Source organism: Streptomyces roseicoloratus (genome assembly GCF_004117935.1).
In the GTDB taxonomy this organism is placed as follows: Bacteria; Actinomycetota; Actinomycetes; order Streptomycetales; family Streptomycetaceae; genus Streptomyces; species Streptomyces roseicoloratus.
This window is the reverse complement of the sequence record NZ_SDOY01000151.1, coordinates 1-21,591: the sequence shown is the minus strand read 5'-3', so window position 1 is coordinate 21,591 and position 21,591 is coordinate 1. Positions and strand designations below refer to the sequence as shown.

The 21,591-nt window shown below is 69.9% G+C and carries 18 protein-coding genes, 1 tRNA gene and 1 pseudogene; 11 read left to right on the top strand and 9 right to left on the bottom strand.

Going from position 1 to position 21,591, the window contains the following annotated elements; all coding sequences use genetic code 11:
• Positions 1–107 precede the first annotated feature (107 nt).
• The 8 genes from ESG85_RS25685 to rpmH form a co-directional block, all read right to left on the bottom strand.
• On the bottom strand, positions 108–1,238 hold the full coding sequence (locus ESG85_RS25685; RefSeq protein ID WP_128983204.1) for a ParB/RepB/Spo0J family partition protein: 1,131 nt from the start codon (positions 1,236–1,238) through the stop codon (positions 108–110).
• Positions 1,235–2,323 (bottom strand): ParA family protein, encoded by a 1,089-nt coding sequence (locus ESG85_RS25680; RefSeq protein ID WP_128983202.1) that lies wholly within the window; start codon positions 2,321–2,323, stop codon positions 1,235–1,237. The genes ESG85_RS25685 and ESG85_RS25680 overlap by 4 nt, the downstream gene beginning before the upstream one ends.
• Before the next feature lie 317 nt (positions 2,324–2,640).
• Entirely contained in the window at positions 2,641–3,357 is a 717-nt protein-coding gene (rsmG, locus tag ESG85_RS25675; protein ID WP_128983200.1) for a 16S rRNA (guanine(527)-N(7))-methyltransferase RsmG, read from the bottom strand.
• Positions 3,358–3,473: 116 nt separating this feature from the next.
• Positions 3,474–3,986 carry a Jag family protein gene (locus ESG85_RS25670; RefSeq protein ID WP_128983198.1) on the bottom strand — a complete coding sequence of 171 codons (513 nt, stop codon included), beginning with the start codon at positions 3,984–3,986 and terminating at the stop codon, positions 3,474–3,476.
• Positions 3,987–4,015: 29 nt separating this feature from the next.
• On the bottom strand, positions 4,016–5,347 hold the full coding sequence (yidC, locus tag ESG85_RS25665) for a membrane protein insertase YidC (protein WP_128983196.1): 1,332 nt from the start codon (positions 5,345–5,347) through the stop codon (positions 4,016–4,018).
• A gap of 3 nt (positions 5,348–5,350) precedes the next feature.
• Positions 5,351–5,677, bottom strand: a complete 327-nt coding sequence (gene yidD / locus ESG85_RS25660) for a membrane protein insertion efficiency factor YidD (protein WP_128983195.1) — start codon at positions 5,675–5,677, stop codon at positions 5,351–5,353.
• Positions 5,674–6,045 (bottom strand): ribonuclease P protein component, encoded by a 372-nt coding sequence (rnpA, locus tag ESG85_RS25655; protein ID WP_128983192.1) that lies wholly within the window; start codon positions 6,043–6,045, stop codon positions 5,674–5,676. The genes yidD and rnpA overlap by 4 nt, the downstream gene beginning before the upstream one ends.
• 19 nt (positions 6,046–6,064) lie before the next feature.
• A complete protein-coding gene (gene rpmH / locus ESG85_RS25650; RefSeq protein ID WP_125638610.1) occupies positions 6,065–6,202 on the bottom strand; it encodes a 50S ribosomal protein L34 in 138 nt (45 codons plus the stop codon).
• Between the two features lie 381 nt (positions 6,203–6,583).
• On the opposite strand from rpmH, the gene dnaA reads away from it, so the two are divergent.
• The 11 genes from dnaA (at position 6,584) to ESG85_RS25590 (ending at position 20,929) form a co-directional block, all read left to right on the top strand.
• Positions 6,584–8,338 (top strand): chromosomal replication initiator protein DnaA, encoded by a 1,755-nt coding sequence (dnaA, locus tag ESG85_RS25645; RefSeq protein WP_128983190.1) that lies wholly within the window; start codon positions 6,584–6,586, stop codon positions 8,336–8,338.
• Positions 8,339–9,246: 908 nt separating this feature from the next.
• Positions 9,247–10,377 carry a DNA polymerase III subunit beta gene (dnaN, locus tag ESG85_RS25635; protein WP_128983188.1) on the top strand — a complete coding sequence of 377 codons (1,131 nt, stop codon included), beginning with the start codon at positions 9,247–9,249 and terminating at the stop codon, positions 10,375–10,377.
• 158 nt (positions 10,378–10,535) lie between these two features.
• On the top strand, positions 10,536–11,414 hold the full coding sequence (gene gnd / locus ESG85_RS25630; protein ID WP_128983186.1) for a phosphogluconate dehydrogenase (NAD(+)-dependent, decarboxylating): 879 nt from the start codon (positions 10,536–10,538) through the stop codon (positions 11,412–11,414).
• A 57-nt stretch (positions 11,415–11,471) separates the two neighbouring features.
• On the top strand, positions 11,472–12,593 hold the full coding sequence (recF, locus tag ESG85_RS25625) for a DNA replication/repair protein RecF (RefSeq protein WP_128983167.1): 1,122 nt from the start codon (positions 11,472–11,474) through the stop codon (positions 12,591–12,593).
• Entirely contained in the window at positions 12,590–13,162 is a 573-nt protein-coding gene (locus ESG85_RS25620) for a DciA family protein (RefSeq protein WP_128983165.1), read from the top strand. Before recF ends, ESG85_RS25620 begins: the two co-directional genes overlap by 4 nt.
• A gap of 437 nt (positions 13,163–13,599) precedes the next feature.
• On the top strand, positions 13,600–15,630 hold the full coding sequence (gene gyrB, locus ESG85_RS25615) for a DNA topoisomerase (ATP-hydrolyzing) subunit B (RefSeq protein ID WP_128983163.1): 2,031 nt from the start codon (positions 13,600–13,602) through the stop codon (positions 15,628–15,630).
• Between the two features lie 41 nt (positions 15,631–15,671).
• Positions 15,672–18,272 (top strand): DNA gyrase subunit A, encoded by a 2,601-nt coding sequence (gene gyrA, locus ESG85_RS25610; protein ID WP_128983161.1) that lies wholly within the window; start codon positions 15,672–15,674, stop codon positions 18,270–18,272.
• A 96-nt stretch (positions 18,273–18,368) separates the two neighbouring features.
• The gene (locus tag ESG85_RS25605) at positions 18,369–18,959 is read left to right on the top strand and encodes a DUF3566 domain-containing protein (protein WP_128983159.1); all 591 of its coding nucleotides are present in this window, start codon (positions 18,369–18,371) and stop codon (positions 18,957–18,959) included.
• Positions 18,960–19,094: 135 nt separating this feature from the next.
• Positions 19,095–19,168: transfer RNA gene (locus tag ESG85_RS25600), tRNA-Ile, on the top strand.
• 145 nt (positions 19,169–19,313) lie between these two features.
• A complete protein-coding gene (locus ESG85_RS25595) occupies positions 19,314–19,448 on the top strand; it encodes a DLW-39 family protein (RefSeq protein ID WP_003958712.1) in 135 nt (44 codons plus the stop codon).
• A gap of 155 nt (positions 19,449–19,603) precedes the next feature.
• The gene (locus ESG85_RS25590; protein ID WP_128983157.1) at positions 19,604–20,929 is read left to right on the top strand and encodes a hypothetical protein; all 1,326 of its coding nucleotides are present in this window, start codon (positions 19,604–19,606) and stop codon (positions 20,927–20,929) included.
• Between the two features lie 232 nt (positions 20,930–21,161).
• On the opposite strand, the pseudogene ESG85_RS25585 reads toward ESG85_RS25590, so the two are convergent.
• Positions 21,162–21,591 (bottom strand): annotated as a pseudogene (locus tag ESG85_RS25585) (serine/threonine protein kinase); the annotation flags it as partial.

The window sequence follows — 21,591 nt, the reverse complement described above, 5'->3', positions numbered from 1 at the left end:
ATCGTAACGAGAGGTCGATCGGGGCGGTACCGAGGACAGGCAAAGGGCGGAGCGTGTTCCGGTGAACGCCGGAACACGCTCCGCCCTGGGGACGAAGAAGAGGACCGTCAGCCCTCGGAGCCCTGGCCGTCCTGCTCGTCCTCGGCGTCCTGGGCCGTCGGACCCTGATCCAGGACCCGGCCCTCGCCGGGAGCCAGCGTCGTGAGGATCCGGTTCAGATCCTCCATCGAGGCGAACTCGACGGTGATCTTGCCCTTCTTCTGGCCCAGGTCGACCTTCACCCGCGTCTCGAAGCGGTCGGAGAGCCGGGTCGCCAGATCACGCAGCGCAGGAGAGACCCGGGCACCCGCCCGGGGGCCCTTGGGCTTGACCGGAGACGAGGGCTCCGAACCCATGAGCGTGACGATTTCCTCCACGGCCCGCACCGAGAGCCCCTCGGCCACGATCCGGTAGGCCAGCTTGTCCTGCACCTCCGGGTCCTCCACGGAAAGCAGCGCACGGGCGTGACCGGCCGACAGGACGCCGGCCGCGACCCGACGCTGCACGGGCGGCGAGAGGCGCAGCAGCCGCAGCGTGTTCGAGACCTGCGGGCGCGAGCGACCGATGCGGTCGGCCAGCTGGTCATGGGTGCAGTTGAAGTCCTTCAGGAGCTGGTCGTAGGCCGCGGCCTCTTCCAGCGGGTTCAGCTGCGCCCGGTGCAGGTTCTCCAGGAGGGCGTCGAGCAGCAGCTTCTCGTCCTCGGTGGCACGGACGATGGCGGGGATCCGCTCCAGGCCGGCCTCACGGCAGGCCCGCCAACGCCGCTCGCCCATGATGAGCTCGTAGCGCTCGGGGCCCAGTTGGCGGACGACGACGGGCTGGAGGAGACCCACCTCCTTGATGGAGGTGATCAGCTCGGCCAGGGCGTCCTCGTCGAACACCTCACGCGGCTGGCGCGGGTTCGGAGTGATGGAGTCCAGCGGCAGCTCGGCGAAGTGCGCACCGGCAGCGGTCTCGGGCGCCGACTCGGGCTCGGGCTCGGCCACCGGAACCACGGAGTCCGGGGACTGCGGGCTCGCCGGAAGGGTCGCCAGCTTCGCCGCGGCCACCCCTCGCTCCGAACCGAGAGCGGGAATGGCCCCGCCGGTGGCCGCGGCCGGAACGGAACCCCTTCCGACAGCCGGCGCCGGTCGCTCCTGGGGAGCAGCGGGGATCAGCGCACCGAGCCCGCGCCCCAGCCCCCTACGTCGCTCGCTCACTGGATCCCCTCCGACATTCGCTGGCTGTTCTGGTGACCCGTCGGAGGCTGTCCTCCGTGGGCCTGGGTGGCGTCATAACCGACGGCGACCCCCCGTAGGGCGATCTCGCGCGCCGCTTCGAGATACGACAGGGCACCACTGGAGCCCGGGTCGTAGGTGAGCACGGTCTGCCCGTAGCTCGGTGCCTCCGAGATGCGTACGGACCTCGGAATGCTGGTCCGCAGAACCTCCTCGCCGAAGTGGCTGCGCACCTCGTCGGCGACCTGCGAGGCGAGCCTGGTGCGGCCGTCGTACATGGTGAGGAGGATCGTCGAGACGTGCAGGGTGGGGTTGAGGTGCCCCCGGACCAGGTCGACGTTCCGCAGTAGCTGCCCGAGTCCCTCCAGCGCGTAGTACTCGCACTGGATGGGGATCAGCACCTCGGCACCCGCCACGAGCGCGTTGACCGTCAGCAGGCCCAGCGAGGGCGGGCAGTCGATGAGGATGTAGTCGAGCGGCTGCTCGTAGGCCTGGATCGCCCGCTGGAGCCGGCTCTCGCGCGCCACCAGCGACACCAGCTCGATCTCGGCGCCGGCGAGGTCGATCGTGGCCGGCGCGCAGAAGAGACCCTCGACGTCCCGCACGGGCTGGACGACCTCGGAGAGCGGTCGGCTCTCGACCAGCACGTCGTAGATCGAGGGCACCTCGGCGTGGTGGTCGATGCCGAGTGCCGTGGAGGCATTGCCCTGCGGGTCGAGGTCGACGACCAGGACACGCGCACCGTGCAGGGCCAGGGAGGCGGCAAGGTTGACCGTGGTGGTCGTCTTGCCCACGCCGCCCTTCTGGTTGGCGACCACCATCACGCGGGTCTGGGCAGGCCGAGGAAGGCCCTCACCGGCACGGCCCAGCGCCTCTACGGCCAGCTGGGCAGCACGACCAATGGGGGTGTCGTCCATCGGGGGCGGTGTTTCACGTGAAACATCCATCCCCACCGATTCGGTTCGGGGACCGGGGACCGGATCGGTCATCGGTCCCGCGATGTTGGCGTCGGACCGCAAGGATTCACTCTCCTCGGCTTCAGGCTCGCGATGGACAGAGCCTGCCATGCTTTCGGGGTCGTGAACCAGCGAGGCCCGTGGTTCTGTGGATGAATCCACCTCTGTGGACAACCCCCTCACCCTCACGGGGGGCCTCACGGGCGGTTTGCGGTCCCAGGGCGTGGCAGCCGCGCGGCCGCGGCTGATGATCCCCTGCAGCAGTGAGCGACGTTTCACGTGAAACACGATGCACGCGCCGCAGGGCCGGGACCGCTCGACACTCCGAAATCTGCACGTATCGCAGCTTGTACGGATCAGTGGGCAGGCCTGCCCACCGAGGACCGGAACGGGTCGGTCGGGTCGGGTCGGGTCGGGTCCGAAGACGCTCAGCGGCGTCGGCGGGGCCTGGCGGACCGGGCCGCCTTGGCGCGCTTGGCGGCGAACCTCACACCGCCGGGGCTCTCGCCCACCTCGACCCGGACGACCGTGGTCATCGGATCGACGATGCCCTCGCCGACGTGCAGCACCGAGGCCTCCACCACACCGAGCTTGGAGAGCGCGGCACGAGCACCGTCGATTTCCTCCTCGGCCGTGTCGCCCTTGAGCGCGAGCATCTCGCCGTACGGACGGAGCAGCGGCACGCCCCAGCCGGCGAGCCGGTCGAGCGGCGCCACGGCGCGGGCGGTCACGACGTGTACGGGCTGGAGCTTGCCCAGCATCTCCTCGGCGCGACCGCGGACCACGGTCACGTGGTCGAGACCGAGAAGCTCGACCGCCTCCTGGAGGAAGGTGGTCCGGCGCAGCAGCGGCTCGAGCAGCGTGATCTTCAGATCCCGGCGGACCAGGGCCAGCGGGATGCCCGGCAGGCCGGCGCCCGAGCCCACGTCGCACACGGTGACGCCCTCGGGAACGGCCTCGGAGAGCACGGCGCAGTTCAGGAGATGGCGCTCCCACAACCGGGGAACCTCACGGGGGCCGATGAGACCGCGCTTGACCCCGGCGTCCGCCAGGAGCTCCGCGTACCGGACCGCCTCGGGGAAGTACTCACCGAAGACTGTCCGCGCCTGCTCCGGCGCCTGGGGAAGCTCCGCTGCCTCCGTCACGGGGAACCGTCCTTCCGTACCGCACGCATCCGCGCGAGAGCACTGTGTGGCTGACTATCAGGCTGACAAAATTCGGCCCCGCCTGCGAACAGACGGGGCCGACTCTACGTGAGGGTTCAGGCAGGGAGCACGACGACGAAGCGCTGCGGCTCCTCGCCCTCGGACTCGCTGCGCAGACCGGCGGCGGCGACCGCGTCGTGCACGACCTTGCGCTCGAACGGCGTCATCGGGTCGAGCTTCATCGGTTCGCCGGAGGCCTTGACGTCCGCCGCGGCCTTGGCGCCCAGCTCGGCGAGCTCGGAGCGCTTCTGGGCACGGAAGCCGGCGATGTCCAGCATCAGACGGCTGCGGTCACCGGTCTCGCGGTGCACGGCGAGCCGGGTGAGCTCCTGAAGGGCCTCCAGCACCTCTCCGTCGCGGCCGACCAGCTTCTGCAGGTCGCGGCTGCCGGAGTCACTGATGATCGAGACCGAGGCCCGGTCCGCCTCGACGTCCATGTCGATGTCGCCGTCGAGGTCGGCGATGTCGAGCAGGCCCTCGAGGTAGTCGGCCGCGATCTCACCCTCCTGCTCCAGGCGGGTCAGGGTGTCGCCACCCTCGGCGGCGGCGGAGGTGGTGCCTTCCGTCACGGATGGACTCCTTCTTACTTCGTGGAGGCTTACTTCTTGGAGGAGGGGTGCTTGGGCCGCTGCTGGCCCTTGCGCTGCCCGGACTTGGCCTGGCCCTGGCGGGAGCCACCGGAGTTCGCCCGGCTCGGCCGCGCGGGCTGGTCGCCCTGGCCCTGCGAACCGGCTGTCTTGGCACTCTTCGCCGACGACTGCGGCTTCTTCTCCAGCGAGGGAGCCGTCGGAGCATCGGAGACCGTGTCGGCGGACTCGTCGGACGCCTCGGCGTCCTTCGCGTGCTGCTGGGCGGCGGCCTGCCGCTGGGCCTTGGTCTGACGCTTGGGCTGCTGGCGCCGGGCGGTGGCGGCGCCCTCCGCCTCGGCGGTCACGGTGTCGCTCTTGACCACGGTGCCGTCGGCCTGGGGCGCGAAGCCGGCCTTGGCCAGGCCCGTGAAGAAGCGGCGCTCGTTGTCGTTCCGGTCGCTGCTGCTCTTGGCGACGATGATCTTGACGATGTTCTTCCGGCGACGGCCGCGGACCTCACCCCGGTGGGTGATGCTCTTGAGCAGTCGCTGCAGGTAGGCGTCCTGGGCCTTGCTGCCCGGCGTCGGGTTCTGGTTGATCACGTACATCTGCTGGCCCATGGTCCACACGTTGGTGGTCAGCCAGTAGACGAGGACACCGACGGGGAAGTTGATGCCCATGACGGCGAAGATCACCGGGAAGATGTACATGAGCATCTTCTGCTGCTGCATGTACGGGGTCTTCACGGAGAGGTCGACGTTCTTCATCATCAGCTGGCGCTGGGTGAAGAACTGCGAGGCCGACATCATGACGATCATGACCGCGGTGACGATGCGCACATCGGTGATCGAGGCGTTGAGCGCAGCGACCTTCTCCGCGCTGTCCGTGAACTTGGCGGCCAGCGGGGCGCCGAAGATGTGGGCCTGACGGGCGCTGTCCAGCAGGGACTGGTTGATGACGCCGATCGTCTTGCCCTCGGCGATGTGCGAGAGCACCGAGTACAGGGCGAAGAAGAACGGCGACTGCGCCAGGATGGGAAGGCACGAGGAGAGCGGGTTGGTGCCCGTCTCCTTGTACAGCTTCATCATCTCTTCGGACTGACGCTGCTTGTCGCTCTTGTAGCGCTCCTGGATCGCCTTCATCTTCGGCTGGAGCGCCTGCATGTTCCGCGTCGCCTTGATCTGCTTCACGAAGAGCGGGATCAGACAGATGCGGATCAGCACCACGAGGGACACGATCGACAGGCCCCAGGCCCAGCCCGTGTCAGGGCCGAAGATCGCCCCGAACAGCTTGTGGAACTGGACGATCACCCATGAGACAGGTGTGGTGATGAAGCTGAAAAAATTGGCAATCGTGTCCACTAATCAGGCTCCTTGAGCATTGGGCGAGGTCTCTGCAGCCGGGCTCGTCTCGGCGGTGGACCCGCCCTTGTCTCCGCGCAGCGCGTCCCGCAGCATCTCGTGCCAACGCGGCCGCTTGCGCGGGGGAACATGGTCCACGCCGCCGGGCGACCACGGGTTGCACCGCAGGATGCGCCAGGCGGTCAGGGCAGTGCCCTTGATCGCGCCATGCCGGTCGATGGCCGTGAATCCGTAGTGGGAACACGACGGGTAGTACCGGCAGACGGGACCCAGGAGCGGGCTGATCGTCCACTGGTACAGCTTGATGAGAGCCAGCAGCGGGTACTTCATCGCGTGCCCCTTCCCAGCAACCGCTGGAGAGCGGCGTCCAGGTCTCGGGCCAGCTGAACGTGGTCGGCGTCACCGGCTCCGGGCAACGCCCGTACGACCACCAGGCTACCGGGGGGAAGCTCGGTGAGCCGATCGCGGACGAGATGGCGGAGGCGACGCTTCACCTGGTTGCGGACGACCGCGCCGCCTACGGCCTTGCTCACGACGAAACCCGCACGCGTCGGGGGAGCGCTCTCCCCAGGCGCGTGCGGGTCCGTTGCACCGCTGCGTAGATGGACGACGAGGAGCGGGCGTCCGGCCCGGCGTCCTCTGCGTACCGCGGTCGCGAAGTCCTCGCGCCGCCTCAGCCGATTCTCGGTAGGCAGCACGTCATGACCTGTGCGCGGATCAGGCGGACAGGCGGGCGCGACCCTTGCCACGGCGAGCGGCCAGGATGGCGCGGCCGGCACGGGTACGCATGCGCAGGCGGAAACCGTGGGTCTTCGCGCGACGACGGTTGTTCGGCTGGAAGGTGCGCTTGCTCACTCGGGGGCTCCAGTAATGATTCGTTGGTGGCGGGACATCGCCTGGCTGTCACCGTGCGCCCACGAGTAGCTCGCATACGCCCGAGTGCACCGCTTCGCGATCACCTAAGGTGATCTTCGCCCATCGGTAGGCAGGCGGCAGCAGCCATCGACAACTCGACCTGGTTACGGTACGCGCGGCTACGCCATCCGGTCAAACCGACCGGTCATCGGGGTCCTCTGTACACAGGCTGTGGACAACAACTTGAACCACGTCAGCCGCCACGACTACCGTGGCTGGACTCCACAGTCTTTTCCGTTCTGTCCTTTCCTGTCCTTCCGGACTTCGACCCACCGTCCCGCAGAACCACACCTTCGTGGGACCAATGAGGAAGCGTGCCCCGTGGCTGACGTACCTGCCGATCTTGCCGCAGTGTGGCCGCGTGTGCTGGATCAGCTCCTCGGCGAAGGCCAGGGCATCGAGTCCAAGGACAAGCAGTGGATCGAGCGCTGCCAGCCGCTCGCACTGGTCGCCGACACCGCACTGCTTGCCGTCCCCAACGAGTACGGCAAGCAGGTCCTCGAGGGCCGGCTCGCTCCGCTGATCAGCGAGGCCCTCAGCCGCGCGTGCGGCCGGCCGATCCGGATCGCGATCACCGTCGACGACTCCGCGGGCGAGCCGACGCCGCCCGCGCCGCCCGCCCGGCCGGCCCCGCAGCCGTACGGCACGTACGACGGCTACGAGAACTACGACGACTACGGGCGCCCCATGCCGGACGACGGTCTGCCGACCGCCCGGCCCGCCTACCCCGAGTACCAGCAGCAGCGCCCTGACCCGGGCGCCTGGCCGCGCGCCCAGGAGGACGTGACCTGGCAGCAGCAGCGGCTCGGCGGCTTCCAGGAGCGCGACCCGTACGCCACGCCCCGACCGCAGCAGCCCCAGCAGCCGCGGTACGACGAGCGCCCCCCGTACGAGCAGGCGCCGCAGCGCCCCGAGCGGGCCGAGCTGCCGGACAACGACGGCCCCGGCCCCGGCGGACGCGGGCCGCGCCCCGGTGCCGGCACGACCGGCATGGGTGGCTCCGCGTCCGGCCAGGGCGCCGGCTCGGGCGCGCCGGGCGAGCAGCACGCGCGGCTGAACCCGCGCTACCTCTTCGACACCTTCGTGATCGGTTCCTCGAACCGCTTCGCGCACGCCGCCGCGGTCGCGGTGGCCGAGGCGCCGGCGAAGGCGTACAACCCGCTCTTCATCTACGGGGAGTCGGGGCTCGGCAAGACGCACCTGCTGCACGCCATCGGGCACTACGCGAGGAACCTCTACCCCGGCACGCGCGTGCGGTACGTGAGCTCGGAGGAGTTCACGAACGAGTTCATCAACTCGATCCGCGACGGCAAGGGCGACGCGTTCCGCAAGCGCTACCGCGACGTGGACATCCTGCTGGTCGACGACATCCAGTTCCTCGCGAGCAAGGAGTCGACGCAGGAGGAGTTCTTCCACACCTTCAACACGCTCCACAACGCGAACAAGCAGATCGTGCTCTCCTCCGACCGGCCGCCCCGGCAGCTGGTGACCCTGGAGGACCGGCTCCGCAACCGCTTCGAGTGGGGCCTCACCACCGACGTGCAGCCGCCGGAGCTGGAGACCCGCATCGCGATCCTGCGCAAGAAGGCCGTCCAGGAGCAGCTGAACGCCCCGCCGGAGGTGCTGGAGTTCATCGCCTCCCGGATCTCGCGGAACATCCGCGAGCTGGAGGGCGCGCTGATCCGCGTCACCGCCTTCGCGAGCCTCAACCGCCAGCCGGTGGACCTCGGGCTCACCGAGATCGTCCTCAAGGACCTGATCCCGGGCGGCGAGGACTCGTCGCCGGAGATCACGGCGCCGGCCATCATGGCGGCGACCGCCGACTACTTCGGTCTGACGGTGGAGGACCTGTGCGGCTCCTCGCGCAGCCGCGTGCTGGTCACCGCGCGCCAGATCGCCATGTACCTGTGCCGTGAGCTCACGGACCTGTCGCTGCCGAAGATCGGCGCGCAGTTCGGCGGGCGGGACCACACGACCGTCATGCACGCGGACCGCAAGATCCGTGCGCTGATGGCGGAGCGGCGCTCCATCTACAACCAGGTCACGGAGCTGACCAACCGCATCAAGAACGGCTGACGACCGCTTCCAGGGCCTTCCGCGGCGTCCGCGGATTCCGTGGCCTTTGCGCGGCCTTCCGCAGCCTTTGCACGGCCTTCCGCCGCCTTCCGCGGCCCTCCGAGGGCGCTCCGGGGTACTTCCCGGGGCGCCCTTCGGCGTTCCCGGCACCGCCTCGAGTGCCCTTCGGCGCTCCCGGGCCGAGGACCGCTGTTCGATTACTGCGTTCCGGTGGCGGGTTCTCCACAGATTGGGGGATGATCTCCCGTCCACAGGGTGGGGACTGTCGAGTTATCCGGATTGCGTCCACAGGTCCCCCTGGTGACAGATCATCACACCAGGTCAGAGCCCTGTGGAATTGTTGGCAAACGATCTCCACAGGCTGTGGACGAAAGATCCGTCCACAGGGGCGCCTAGGAGTTGTCCACCGGCCGCCCACAGGTGCCAGGCGGTTGCCCACAGCTTCTCCACACCCCTGTCCACTGTTCGGCAACGAAACACCCGCGCTCACCGGGGCGAGTGAAAGCCGTCACACCAAGGGAGACGTTTGGGCTGTGGGGAACCTGGGGAAAACTGGGGACAGCACTGGGGAGAACTCCCCCTGCCCTGTGAATCGGGTGTGCAGAACTTTCGTGTGTCCACAGAGCACCCCGGTTGTCCACCGGTTCCACCCACAGGGGCAGTGGACAAAAAACGGGCCTTGACCTGCGCGGACGACGTTATCCACGGTTTCCACAGGCCCTACTACTACTCCCACTCATAGTTAGCTCGGAATCTGCTTTGAAGCGGGGCCTGTGCACAACTCGAGCCGGGAGCCTCGGCGACCTCTTGTCGCGACTTGACCCCGAGCCGCACCGAGTGTCGGTGGCGTACGTCAGACTGGTTCCCGCAGTCGACGAAGAGCCAGCAACAAGCAGGAGGCGGTTCCGGTGAAGATCCGGGTGGAGCGCGATGTACTCGCGGAGGCGGTGGCGTGGGTGGCCCGCAGCCTTCCGGCCCGTCCGCCGGCGCCCGTACTCGCGGGCCTTCTGCTGAAGGCCGAGGACGGCGCGCTGAGCTTCTCCAGCTTCGACTACGAGGTCTCGGCCCGGGTCTCCGTCGAGGCGGAGGTCGAGGAGGACGGCACCGTCCTGGTCTCCGGCCGCCTGCTCGCCGACATCTGCCGCGCCCTCCCCAACCGTCCGGTGGAGATCTCCACAGACGGTGTACGGGCGACCGTGGTCTGCGGCTCCTCGCGCTTCACCCTCCACACCCTGCCTGTGGAGGAGTACCCGGCACTGCCGGAGATGCCGACCGCGACCGGCACCGTCCCCGGCGAGGTCTTCGCCGCCGCGGCCGCCCAGGTGGCCATTGCCGCCGGCCGTGACGACACGCTGCCCGTCCTCACCGGTGTGCGCATCGAGATCGAGGGCGACACCGTCACCCTGGCCTCCACCGACCGCTACCGCTTCGCGGTCCGCGAGTTCCTGTGGAAGCCGGAGTCCCCGGACACCTCCGCCGTCGCGCTGGTGCCCGCGAAGACCCTTCTGGACACGGCCAAGTCCCTCACCAGCGGCGACTCTGTCACCCTGGCGCTCTCCGGCTCCGGCAAGGGCGAGGGCCTGATCGGCTTCGAGGGCGCGGGCCGCCGCACCACCACCCGACTGCTCGAGGGCGACCTGCCGAAGTACCGGACCCTCTTCCCCACCGAGTTCAACTCGGTCGCGGTGATCGAGACCGCCCCCTTCGTCGAGGCCGTCAAGCGCGTGGCCCTGGTGGCCGAGCGCAACACCCCGGTGCGCCTCAGCTTCGAGCAGGGCGTGCTCATCCTGGAGGCCGGCTCCAGCGACGACGCACAGGCTGTGGAGCGTGTGGACGCGCAGCTGGAGGGCGACGACATCTCGATCGCCTTCAACCCGACCTTCCTGCTGGACGGTCTGAGCGCGATCGACTCCCCGGTCGCCCAGCTCTCCTTCACGACCTCCACCAAGCCGGCCCTGCTGAGCGGCAAGCCGGCGGTCGACGCGGAGGCGGACGAGGCCTACAAGTACCTGATCATGCCGGTGCGGCTGAGCGGCTGACGGCCACTGCCGGGGTCGCCCCACGCCATCCGTCCGAGCGGCTGATTCACGGGCTCACGCACGGTCGACTGAGCGGCTGACCCCACAGGTGTGCACGCGGGTCCGGGCGTAGGCTCGGACCCGGGTACGAACCGCACACGACGCTTAAGGAATCTCTGATGGAGCTCGGTCTCGTCGGTCTCGGCAAGATGGGCGGCAACATGCGCGAGCGCATTCGCCGCGCCGGCCACACCGTTGTCGGATACGACCGCAACCCGGACCTCGCCGATGTCCACAGCCTCGAGGAGCTTGTGGGCAAGCTCAAGGGTCCGCGCGTCGTGTGGGTCATGGTCCCCGCGGGTGCCGCCACCCAGTCGACCATCGACGAGCTGGCCCGGCTGCTTTCGCCCGGCGACGTCGTCGTGGACGGCGGCAACTCCCGCTGGACCGACGACGAGAAGCACGCCGAGGAGCTCGCGGCCAAGGGCATCGGGTTCGTCGACTGCGGCGTCTCCGGCGGCGTCTGGGGCCTGGAGAACGGCTACGCCCTGATGTACGGCGGCGACGCCGAGCACGTGGCCCGCGTCCAGCCGATCTTCGACGCGCTGAAGCCCGAGGGCGAGTTCGGCTCCGTGCACGCGGGCAAGGTGGGCGCCGGCCATTTCGCGAAGATGGTCCACAACGGCATCGAGTACGCGATGATGCAGGCCTACGCCGAGGGCTGGGAGCTCCTGGAGAAGGTCGACTCCGTCACCGACGTCCGCGAGGTCTTCCGCTCCTGGCAGGAGGGCACCGTCATCCGCTCGTGGCTGCTCGACCTCGCGGTCAACGCCCTCGACGAGGACGAGCACCTGGACAAGCTGCGCGGCTACGCGTCGGACTCCGGCGAGGGCCGGTGGACCGTCGAGGCCGCCATCGACAACGCCGTTCCGCTTCCGGCGATCACCGCGTCGCTGTTCGCGCGGTTCGCGTCGCGTCAGGACGACTCGCCGCAGATGAAGATGATCGCCGCGCTGCGCAACCAGTTCGGCGGCCACGCGGTCGAGACGAAGAAGTAGTCCACAGGCTGTGCACCCGGCGGTGCACAGCCCGCCGCGGGAAGGTCGGCGCCCACCATGCACGTCACGCATCTGTCGCTGGCCGACTTCCGCTCGTACGCCCGGGTCGAGGTTCCGCTCGATCCGGGCGTCACCGCGTTCGTGGGGGCGAACGGCCAGGGCAAGACCAATCTCGTCGAGGCGGTCGGCTATCTCGCGACCCTCGGCAGCCATCGCGTCGCCTCCGACGCCCCGCTGGTGCGGATGGGCGCGGAGCGGGCGGTCATCCGCGCGGCCGTCACCCAGGGCGAGCGCTCCCAGCTGGTCGAGCTGGAGCTCAACCCGGGCCGGGCGAACCGCGCCCGTATCAACAGGTCCTCGCAGGTCAGACCCCGTGACGTGCTGGGCATCATCCGCACCGTGCTGTTCGCGCCCGAGGACCTGGCGCTGATCAAGGGCGACCCCGGCGAGCGCCGGCGCTTCCTGGACGAGCTGATCACGGCGCGCGCGCCGCGCATGGCGGGCGTGCGCTCCGACTACGAACGGGTGCTCAAGCAGCGCAACACGCTCCTGAAGTCCGCCGCCATGGCCCGGCGGCACGGCGGCCGCTCCATGGACATGTCCACCCTGGACGTCTGGGACCAGCACCTGGCCCGGGCCGGCGCCGAGCTGCTCGCCCAGCGGCTGGACCTCATCGGGATGCTCCGGCCGCTCGCCGACAAGGCGTACGAGCAGCTGGCGCCCGGCGGCGGGCCGGTCCAGCTGGAGTACAAGCCGTCCGCGCCCGGCGCCGGGCACACCCGCGAGGAGCTGTACGGACAGCTGATCGCCGCGCTCGCCGACGTGCGCAAGCAGGAGATCGAGCGGGGCGTCACGCTGGTCGGGCCGCACCGCGACGACCTGCTGCTCAAGCTCGGCGACCTGCCGGCCAAGGGGTACGCGAGCCACGGCGAGTCCTGGTCGTACGCACTGGCGCTGCGCCTCGCCTCGTACGACCTGCTGCGGGCCGAGGGCAACGAGCCGGTGCTCGTCCTCGACGACGTCTTCGCCGAGCTCGACGCGCGCCGGCGCGAGCGGCTCGCGGAACTGGTCGCCCCGGGCGAGCAGGTGCTCGTCACGGCGGCGGTGGACGACGACGTGCCGGGCGTGCTGGCGGGGGCGAGGTACGCGGTGTCCGGCGGGACGGTGGAGCGCGTATGACCGAGAACACTTCCCCACAGCCTGTGGACAAGTCCGCGCCCCCGGTCGCCGCGGCGGCTCCCGAGCCGTCCGGTGTGGATCTCGCCCGGGTCGCGCTGCGCGCCGCCAAGGAGCAGGCGCGGGCGCGGGGCGCGGCGGCGGCCCAGAAGAAGCAGGCCCGGCGCGGTGGCGGCCTGCGCTCCGGCGCGCACGCCGACGGACGCGACCCGATGGCACTCGGCGCCGCGATCAACCGGCTGATCACCGAGCGGGGCTGGGAGACGCCCGCGGCCGTCGGCGGCGTCATGGGCCGCTGGCCGCAGATCGTCGGCGAGGACCTGGCCAAGCACTGCGTACCGCTGAAGTACGACGAGGACCCGGAGGAGCGGGTGCTCACCGTGCAGTGCGACTCCACGGCGTGGGCGACGCAGCTGCGGCTGCTCGCCCCGCGGCTGGTGGCGCGGCTGAACGAGGACCTCGGCCACGGGACCGTACGGATCATCAGGGTCCTGGGCCCCGGCGGCCCCCGCCGCGGGTACGGGCCGCTGCGGGCCCCCGGCTCCATGGGCCCGGGCGACACGTACGGGTAGCGGAGCTCCGGCGGTCGGCCGGCAGGTTCGTACGGGCACGCCGGCGGTCGGCCGTCAGGCTCGTACGGGCACGCCGGCGGTCGCCCGGCAGGTTCGTACAGGCACGCCGGCGGGCGGCCGTCAGGCCCGTACGGGCACCGCGTCACCGCACCGCCCCGCCCGCCCCCGTGCCCTCCATACCGGCCGGTCGGCCCGCTCCGCCCCCGCCCCGCCACAACGCGCTACGACCCGAAGCGCTAGGTGGCCGTCAGAGGCCTCTGGAGCCCCTCTCCAGATATGGGGAGTCGTCTCGCGCCCGTCGAGGGCGGCACATGAGCATTCAGGTACCGGCAAACCCCCATGAGTGTCAGTGGTACCGGTAGACTGGAAGACAATCCCGCCACCCTGCGGAACAAGTCGAACGACGCAGCCGCTCCCGTATGCCCGGAGAACGGCCTGTGCTGTGCCAGAAAGGGCGCTTCGTGGCCGATTCCGGCAACCCCAACGAGAACAACCAGTACACCGCCAGCAACATCCAGGTCCTCGAGGGCTTGGATGCCGTGCGCAAGCGCCCTGGCATGTACATCGGCTCGACCGGTGAGCGCGGCCTGCACCACATGGTGCAGGAGGTCGTCGACAACTCGGTCGACGAGGCCCTTGCCGGCCACGCGGACACCATCGACGTGACGATCCTGGCCGACGGCGGCGTCCGCGTCGTCGACAACGGCCGCGGCATCCCCGTCGGCATCGTCGAGTCCGAGGGCAAGCCGGCCGTCGAGGTCGTGCTGACCGTCCTCCACGCGGGCGGCAAGTTCGGCGGCGGCGGCTACGCCGTCTCCGGCGGTCTGCACGGTGTCGGCGTCTCCGTCGTCAACGCCCTCTCCACCAAGGTCTCGGTGGAGATCAAGACCGACGGCCACCGCTGGACGCAGGACTACAAGATGGGCGCCCCGACCGCGCCCCTCGCCAAGCACGAGGCGACCGACGAGACCGGCACCTCCGTCACGTTCTGGTCCGACCCGGACATCTTCGAGACGGTCGAGTACTCCTTCGAGACGCTCTCGCGCCGCTTCCAGGAGATGGCCTTCCTCAACAAGGGCCTGACGATCACGCTCACCGACGAGCGCGAGTCCGCGAAGGCCACCGTCGGTGCCGACGACCCCGACGCCGAGGCGGCCGCCGAGTCCGCCGCGCGCACGGTGAAGTACCACTACGAGGGCGGCATCGTCGACTTCGTGAAGTACCTCAACTCGCGCAAGGGCGAGCTGATCCACCCCACCGTCATCGACATCGAGGCCGAGGACAAGGAGCGCCTCCTCTCGGTCGAGATCGCGATGCAGTGGAACTCCTCGTACAGCGAGGGCGTGTACTCGTTCGCGAACACGATCCACACGCACGAGGGCGGTACGCACGAGGAGGGCTTCCGCGCCGCGCTGACGACGCTCGTCAACAAGTACGCGCGCGAGAAGAAGCTGCTCCGCGAGAAGGACGACAACCTCACGGGTGACGACATCCGCGAGGGTCTGACCGCGATCATCTCGGTCAAGATCGGCGAGCCGCAGTTCGAGGGCCAGACCAAGACCAAGCTGGGCAACACCGAGGCGAAGACCTTCGTCCAGAAGGTCGTCTTCGAGCACCTCACGGACTGGTTCGACCGCAACCCCAACGAGGCCGCGGACATCGTCCGCAAGGGCATCACCGCCGCCACCGCGCGCGTGGCCGCCCGCAAGGCCCGCGACCTGACCCGCCGCAAGGGTCTCCTGGAGTCGGCGTCCCTGCCGGGCAAGCTCTCCGACTGCCAGTCGAACGACCCCACCAAGTGCGAGATCTTCATCGTCGAGGGTGACTCCGCCGGCGGCTCGGCCAAGTCCGGCCGCAACCCGATGTACCAGGCCATCCTGCCGATCCGCGGCAAGATCCTGAACGTCGAGAAGGCCCGGGTCGACAAGATCCTGCAGAACACCGAGGTCCAGGCGCTGATCTCCGCCTTCGGCACCGGTGTGCACGAGGACTTCGACATCGAGAAGCTCCGCTATCACAAGATCATCCTGATGGCGGACGCCGACGTCGACGGCCAGCACATCAACACCCTGCTGCTGACCTTCCTCTTCCGCTTCATGCGCCCGCTGGTCGAGGCCGGGCACGTCTACCTCTCCCGCCCGCCGCTGTACAAGATCAAGTGGGGCCGGGACGACTTCGAGTACGCGTACTCGGACCGCGAGCGCGACGCGCTCGTCGAGCTGGGCAAGCAGAACGGCAAGCGGATCAGGGAAGACTCGATCCAGCGCTTCAAGGGTCTCGGCGAGATGAACGCCGAGGAGCTGCGCGTCACCACCATGGACGTCGAGCACCGCGTGCTCGGCCAGGTCACCCTGGACGACGCCGCCCAGGCCGACGACCTGTTCTCGGTGCTGATGGGCGAGGACGTCGAGGCACGGCGCTCGTTCATCCAGCGCAACGCCAAGGACGTTCGCTTCCTCGACATCTGAGTCGGTCTCAGCTGACCGTACGAAAGGACTGACGACCAGCAATGGCCGACGAAACCACTCCTGTGAACACCGAGACCCCCGAGACTCCCGAAGAGCCCCAGCTGCGGATCGAGCCCGTCGGTCTCGAGACCGAGATGCAGCGCTCGTACCTCGACTACGCGATGTCCGTCATCGTGTCGCGTGCGCTGCCCGACGTCCGTGACGGCCTCAAGCCGGTGCACCGCCGCGTGCTGTACGCGATGTACGACGGCGGCTACCGGCCCGAGAAGGGCTTCTACAAGTGCGCCCGCGTCGTCGGCGACGTCATGGGCAACTACCACCCGCACGGCGACTCCTCGATCTACGACGCGCTGGTCCGTCTCGCGCAGCCCTGGTCGATGCGGCTGCCGCTGGTCGACTCCAACGGCAACTTCGGCTCCCCGGGCAACGACCCGGCGGCCGCCATGCGCTACACCGAGTGCAAGTTGATGCCGCTGTCGATGGAGATGGTCCGCGACATCGACGAGGAGACCGTCGACTTCACGGACAACTACGACGGCCGCTCCCAGGAGCCGACCGTCCTGCCCGCCCGCTTCCCGAACCTGCTGATCAACGGCTCCGCCGGCATCGCGGTCGGCATGGCGACCAACATCCCGCCGCACAACCTGCGCGAGGTCGCCTCCGGCGCCCAGTGGTACCTGGAGCACCCCGAGGCCACCCACGAGGAGCTGCTCGACGCCCTCATCGAGCGCATCAAGGGTCCCGACTTCCCGACTGGCGCGCTCGTCGTCGGCCGCAAGGGCATCGAGGAGGCGTACCGCACCGGCCGCGGCTCCATCACCATGCGCGCGGTCGTCGAGGTCGAGGAGATCCAGAACCGCCAGTGCCTGGTGGTCACCGAGCTGCCCTACCAGGTCAACCCGGACAACCTCGCGCAGAAGATCGCCGACCTCGTCAAGGACGGCAAGATCGGCGGCATCGCCGACGTCCGCGACGAGACCTCCTCGCGCACCGGCCAGCGCCTGGTCATCGTGCTCAAGCGGGACGCCGTCGCCAAGGTCGTCCTCAACAACCTGTACAAGCACACCGACCTGCAGACGAACTTCGGCGCCAACATGCTGGCGCTCGTCGACGGCGTGCCGCGCACCCTCTCGATCGACGCGTTCATCCGCCACTGGGTGACGCACCAGATCGAGGTCATCGTCCGCCGCACGAAGTTCCGGCTGCGCAAGGCCGAGGAGCGCGCCCACATCCTGCGCGGTCTGCTCAAGGCGCTCGACGCGATCGACGAGGTCATCGCCCTCATCCGGCGCAGCGAGACCGTCGAGATCGCCCGCGGCGGCCTCATGGACCTCCTCCGGATCGACGAGATCCAGGCCAACGCCATCCTCGAGATGCAGCTGCGCCGGCTCGCCGCCCTGGAGCGCCAGAAGATCGTCGCCGAGCACGACGAGCTCCAGGCGAAGATCAACGAGTACAACGCGATCCTGGCCTCGCCCGAGAGGCAGCGGGCGATCGTCAGCGAGGAGCTCGCGGCGCTGGTCGAGAAGTACGGCGACGACCGCCGCAGCCAGCTGGTGCCCTTCGACGGCGACATGTCCATCGAGGACCTGATCGCCGAGGAGGACATCGTCGTCACCATCACGCGTGGCGGCTACGTGAAGCGGACCAAGACCGAGGACTACCGCTCGCAGAAGCGCGGCGGCAAGGGCGTGCGCGGCACGAAGCTGAAGCAGGACGACATCGTCGACCACTTCTTCGTCACCACCACCCACAACTGGCTGCTGTTCTTCACCAACAAGGGCCGGGTCTACCGGGCCAAGGCGTACGAGCTGCCGGACGCCGGCCGGGACGCCCGCGGCCAGCACGTGGCCAACCTGCTGGCCTTCCAGCCGGACGAGCAGATCGCCCAGATCCTCGCCGTCCGCGACTACGAGGCCGCGCCGTACCTGGTGCTCGCCACCAAGGCCGGCCTGGTGAAGAAGACCGCGCTGAAGGACTACGACTCGCCGCGCTCCGGCGGTGTCATCGCCATCAACCTGCGGGAGCGGGAGGACGGCAGCGACGACGAGCTCATCGGCGCCGAGCTGGTGTCCGCCGAGGACGACCTGCTGCTGATCTCCAGGAAGGCGCAGTCGATCCGCTTCACCGCCACGGACGAGGCGCTGCGCCCGATGGGCCGCGCGACCTCCGGTGTGAAGGGCATGAGTTTCCGCGCGGACGACGAACTGCTCTCGATGAATGTCGTCCGGCCCGGTACGTTCGTCTTCACCGCGACCGACGGCGGTTACGCCAAGCGCACCGCCGTCGACGAGTACCGCGTCCAGGGCCGCGGCGGCCTCGGCATCAAGGCCGCCAAGATCGTGGAGGACCGCGGCTCGCTCGTGGGCGCGCTGGTGGTCGAGGAGACCGACGAGATCCTCGCCATCACGCTGTCCGGCGGTGTGATTCGCACGCGAGTCAACGAAGTCAGGGAGACCGGCCGTGACACCATGGGCGTCCAGCTGATCAACCTGGGCAAGCGCGATGCCGTCGTCGGCATCGCCCGCAACGCCGAGGCGGGCGGCGATGACGACGAGGACATCGATGGAGTGGCCGAGGCAGCCGAGGCCGTCGAGGCGGCCGAGGGCACGGAGCCCGCGGCCGGGGAGCACGAGGAGTAGAGCGTGAGTGGAGCCACGGGCGCCGGTCCGGCCGAGGGCCGGTCCGCAGGATCGAGCGGTGCCCGTGGCTCCGCCACGGACTCCCAGGGGGTTACGGTGACGGACACGCGGGGGCAGGGCCCCTCGTACGACACGTACAACGGGCCGCTGCCCGGCGAGCGGACGGGGGCGCAGCAGAGCGGCCCCTACCACCCGCCGCAGGCCTACGGGGCGGCCGGTGGCACGCAGGGCGGTCAGGGTGGCCAGGGCGGGACCCTGGGCGGCCAGAACGCCGCCGCCATGCGCAAGGCCCGTACGGGGGCGCGCACGACGCCGCGGACCCGCAAGGCGCGGCTGCGGGTGGCCAAGGCCGATCCGTGGTCGGTGATGAAGGTGAGCTTCCTGCTCTCCATCGCGCTCGGCATCTGCACGGTGGTGGCCGCGGCGGTGCTGTGGATGGTCATGGACGCCATGGGCGTCTTCTCGACCGTGGGCGGCACGATCAGCGAGGCGACCGGCTCCAACGAGTCGAACGGCTTCGACCTGCAGTCCTTCCTGTCGCTGCCGCGCGTCCTGATGTTCACCTCGGTGATCGCCGTGATCGACGTGGTCCTGATGACGGCCCTGGCGACGCTGGGCGCGTTCATCTACAACCTGTCGGCCGGCTTCGTGGGCGGTGTCGAGCTCACGCTCGCCGAGGACGAGTGACCTGCGCCTGCTGACGTGCGGGGGCCTGCTCGCCGTGCCGACAGGAGCCTCTGGCTCCGGGCGATTTTGGGACTGGCCCCCACGTGCGCTAATCTTCAGGAGTCAGCGCGCGGGACACACCCCGCAAGGCGCGGCGGGGCTATAGCTCAGTTGGTTAGAGCGCATCCCTGATAAGGATGAGGCCACAGGTTCAAATCCTGTTAGCCCCACAGCGAAGATCGGCCCGGACGGTTCACCCGTCCGGGCCGATTGGTTTTGCGCGCGCGTTGTCGGCCTAGGTCACTGATCGGTATCGACCGGTGTGTAGAGTGGGCGTCAGAAGTCTCCTACGTCAACGAAAGACGAGGTCGCGCGGTGAAGAAGCTTCTCCTGGTCGCACTGGCCGCCATCGGCGGGCTCCTCGTGTACCGCCAGATCCAGGCGGATCGCGCCGAGCAGGATCTGTGGACGGAGGCGACCGACTCCGTGCCCGCAGGTTCGGGTGTGTGAGACGAAAGCATCGTCTGTGAGTGAGGCCCCGGCCGCTTCGAGCGGCCGGGGCCTCATTCTGTTCGCCTCGGCGAACGAAGTGCTTGCTCACGCGAATTTGTAGGGTGTCGGCCGTACGGGCGGGCAGGATGGGCCGGCACGGACACGACGAGGGGATGAGCGTGAAGAGGCAACGGGCCACCGGCCGTACGGCGGGAGGGCGTACGACAGGAGTGCGCGCGGCGCGGACGCGGGTGGCCGGGGCGCTGGCCGCGGCGGCGTGCGCGGCCGCCCTGCTGCCGGGCACGGCGTGGGCGGCCGGGGACGGCGGCGGGTACGCCTTCGAGGACGGCGCGCAGCCGGTGCAGGGCGCCGTCTCCCACCTGGACGCCGAGCAGCTGCGGCCCGGGAAGACCTACCGCGACACCATCAAGAAGGACGGCAAGCTCTACTACCGCGTCGACCTCGACGCGAAGCAGAACGCGTACGTCTCCGTCGTCGCCGTCCCGAAGACGGGCGGCAAGGTCGCGTACGGCGACGGCATCAAGGTGAGCATGCGGGACGGCTCGAACAACCGGTGCGGCTCCCAGGAAGCCGACTTCGGCTCCGCCGAGTTCGCCCGTCCGATCACCGCGTACGCCGACCGGACCATCGACCCGGACTCCAGCACGTGCCGGGAGCAGGGCGCCTACTACGTGCTCGTCGAGCGGGACTCGGCGAAGGAGTCCGATCCGGCGGACTGGGAGCTGGAGATCCGTTTCCGCACCGAGCCGGGACTCACGAAGGCGGGACCGACGGCGCTGCCGTCGAACTGGCCCTCGGCCACGCCCGCGCCGCCCACGGGCGGGCCGCAGCGGCGCGACGGCGGCGCCGGCTTCGGCGCGGCGACCTCCCTGAAGCAGGGCGAGTGGCGCACCGACATCAGGCCCGGCCAGACGCTGATCTACCGGGTGCCGGTCGACTGGGGCCAGCAGCTGTTCGTCCGCGCCGAGCTCGGCAGCAGCCCCGCGTCGGACGAGTACCTCTCCCACGCGCTCGCGCTGTCCCTGGAGAACCAGGTGCTCGGCCACGTCAGCCGCGACACGATGACGTACAGCGGCGACCCGGCGACGATGGCCCTCCAGCCCGAGCGGCCGGTGGCCTACGAGAACCGCTTCTCCGGCAACTACTCGACCAGCGCCGTGCGCTTCGCGGGCTGGTACTACGTCTCGGCCACCCTCAGCCCGGCGGTCGCCAAGGAGTACGGGGACAAGCCGCTGCCGCTGACCCTGCGGGTGAACCTCACCGGGCAGCCGAAGGACGGGCCGGCGTACGACGGACCCGCCGGGTCCTTCGCCGTGACCGACGACGACCGGGACGCGGCTGCGAGCGGGCAGAGCGGCCCGCAGGCCGCCAGGAGCGACACGATGAAGGTCGTCGGCGTGGCCGGGATCGGCGCGGGCGGCGTCCTGCTGCTCGGCCTGGGCGCCTGGTGGCTGCTGGCCCGGCGGTCGACGGCCTGATCCGACCGGTCCGGCCTGATCCGACCGGTCCGGCCTGATCCGACCGGTCCGGCCTGATCGTGGTCCGGGTCCGGGGCCGGTCCGGCCGGGGCGCCGGGCGGACCGACCGAGCGCCGACCGGGGTCCGGCGGGGAGCCGGCAGGGAGCCGACCGGGTCCGGCAGGGGCCCGACCGGGATCCGGCAGGGAGCCGGCCGGGTCCGGCAGGGGTAGGGGTCCGGCAGGGGTGTGCCCTATGCCTGGAGGAGTGCCCAGACGCCCACGGCGAAGCAGAGCAGCGCCGTGATGAGGACGGGGACCGCCACCTTCGCCGGCGGTCCCGGCCGGCGGGCGGGAACCGGCACCGGCCGATCGGAGGCCTCACGCGTGGGTGGGACCCCGTGCTCGTACGGCACGGCGGCGGTGGGGGCCTGGGCGAAGGCGGCGGGGGCGGTGTAGGGACCCGGGGCCGTCTGCGCGGGGGCCGGCAGGGAGCCCGGGCCCGGCACGGGTGCCGGAGCGGGCGCGTAGCCGGGGGGCGGCGGGCTCGCGACGGCCTGCGTGGGCGTCGGGACCGGCGTCCGCTGCGGCGGTGGCGGCAGAGGGAAGCTGCCCGTCTCCGACGGGCTCGGCGCGGGCGGCGCCGACTGCCCGCCCGGGTGCGGTACGGCGGGCTGCCGTCCG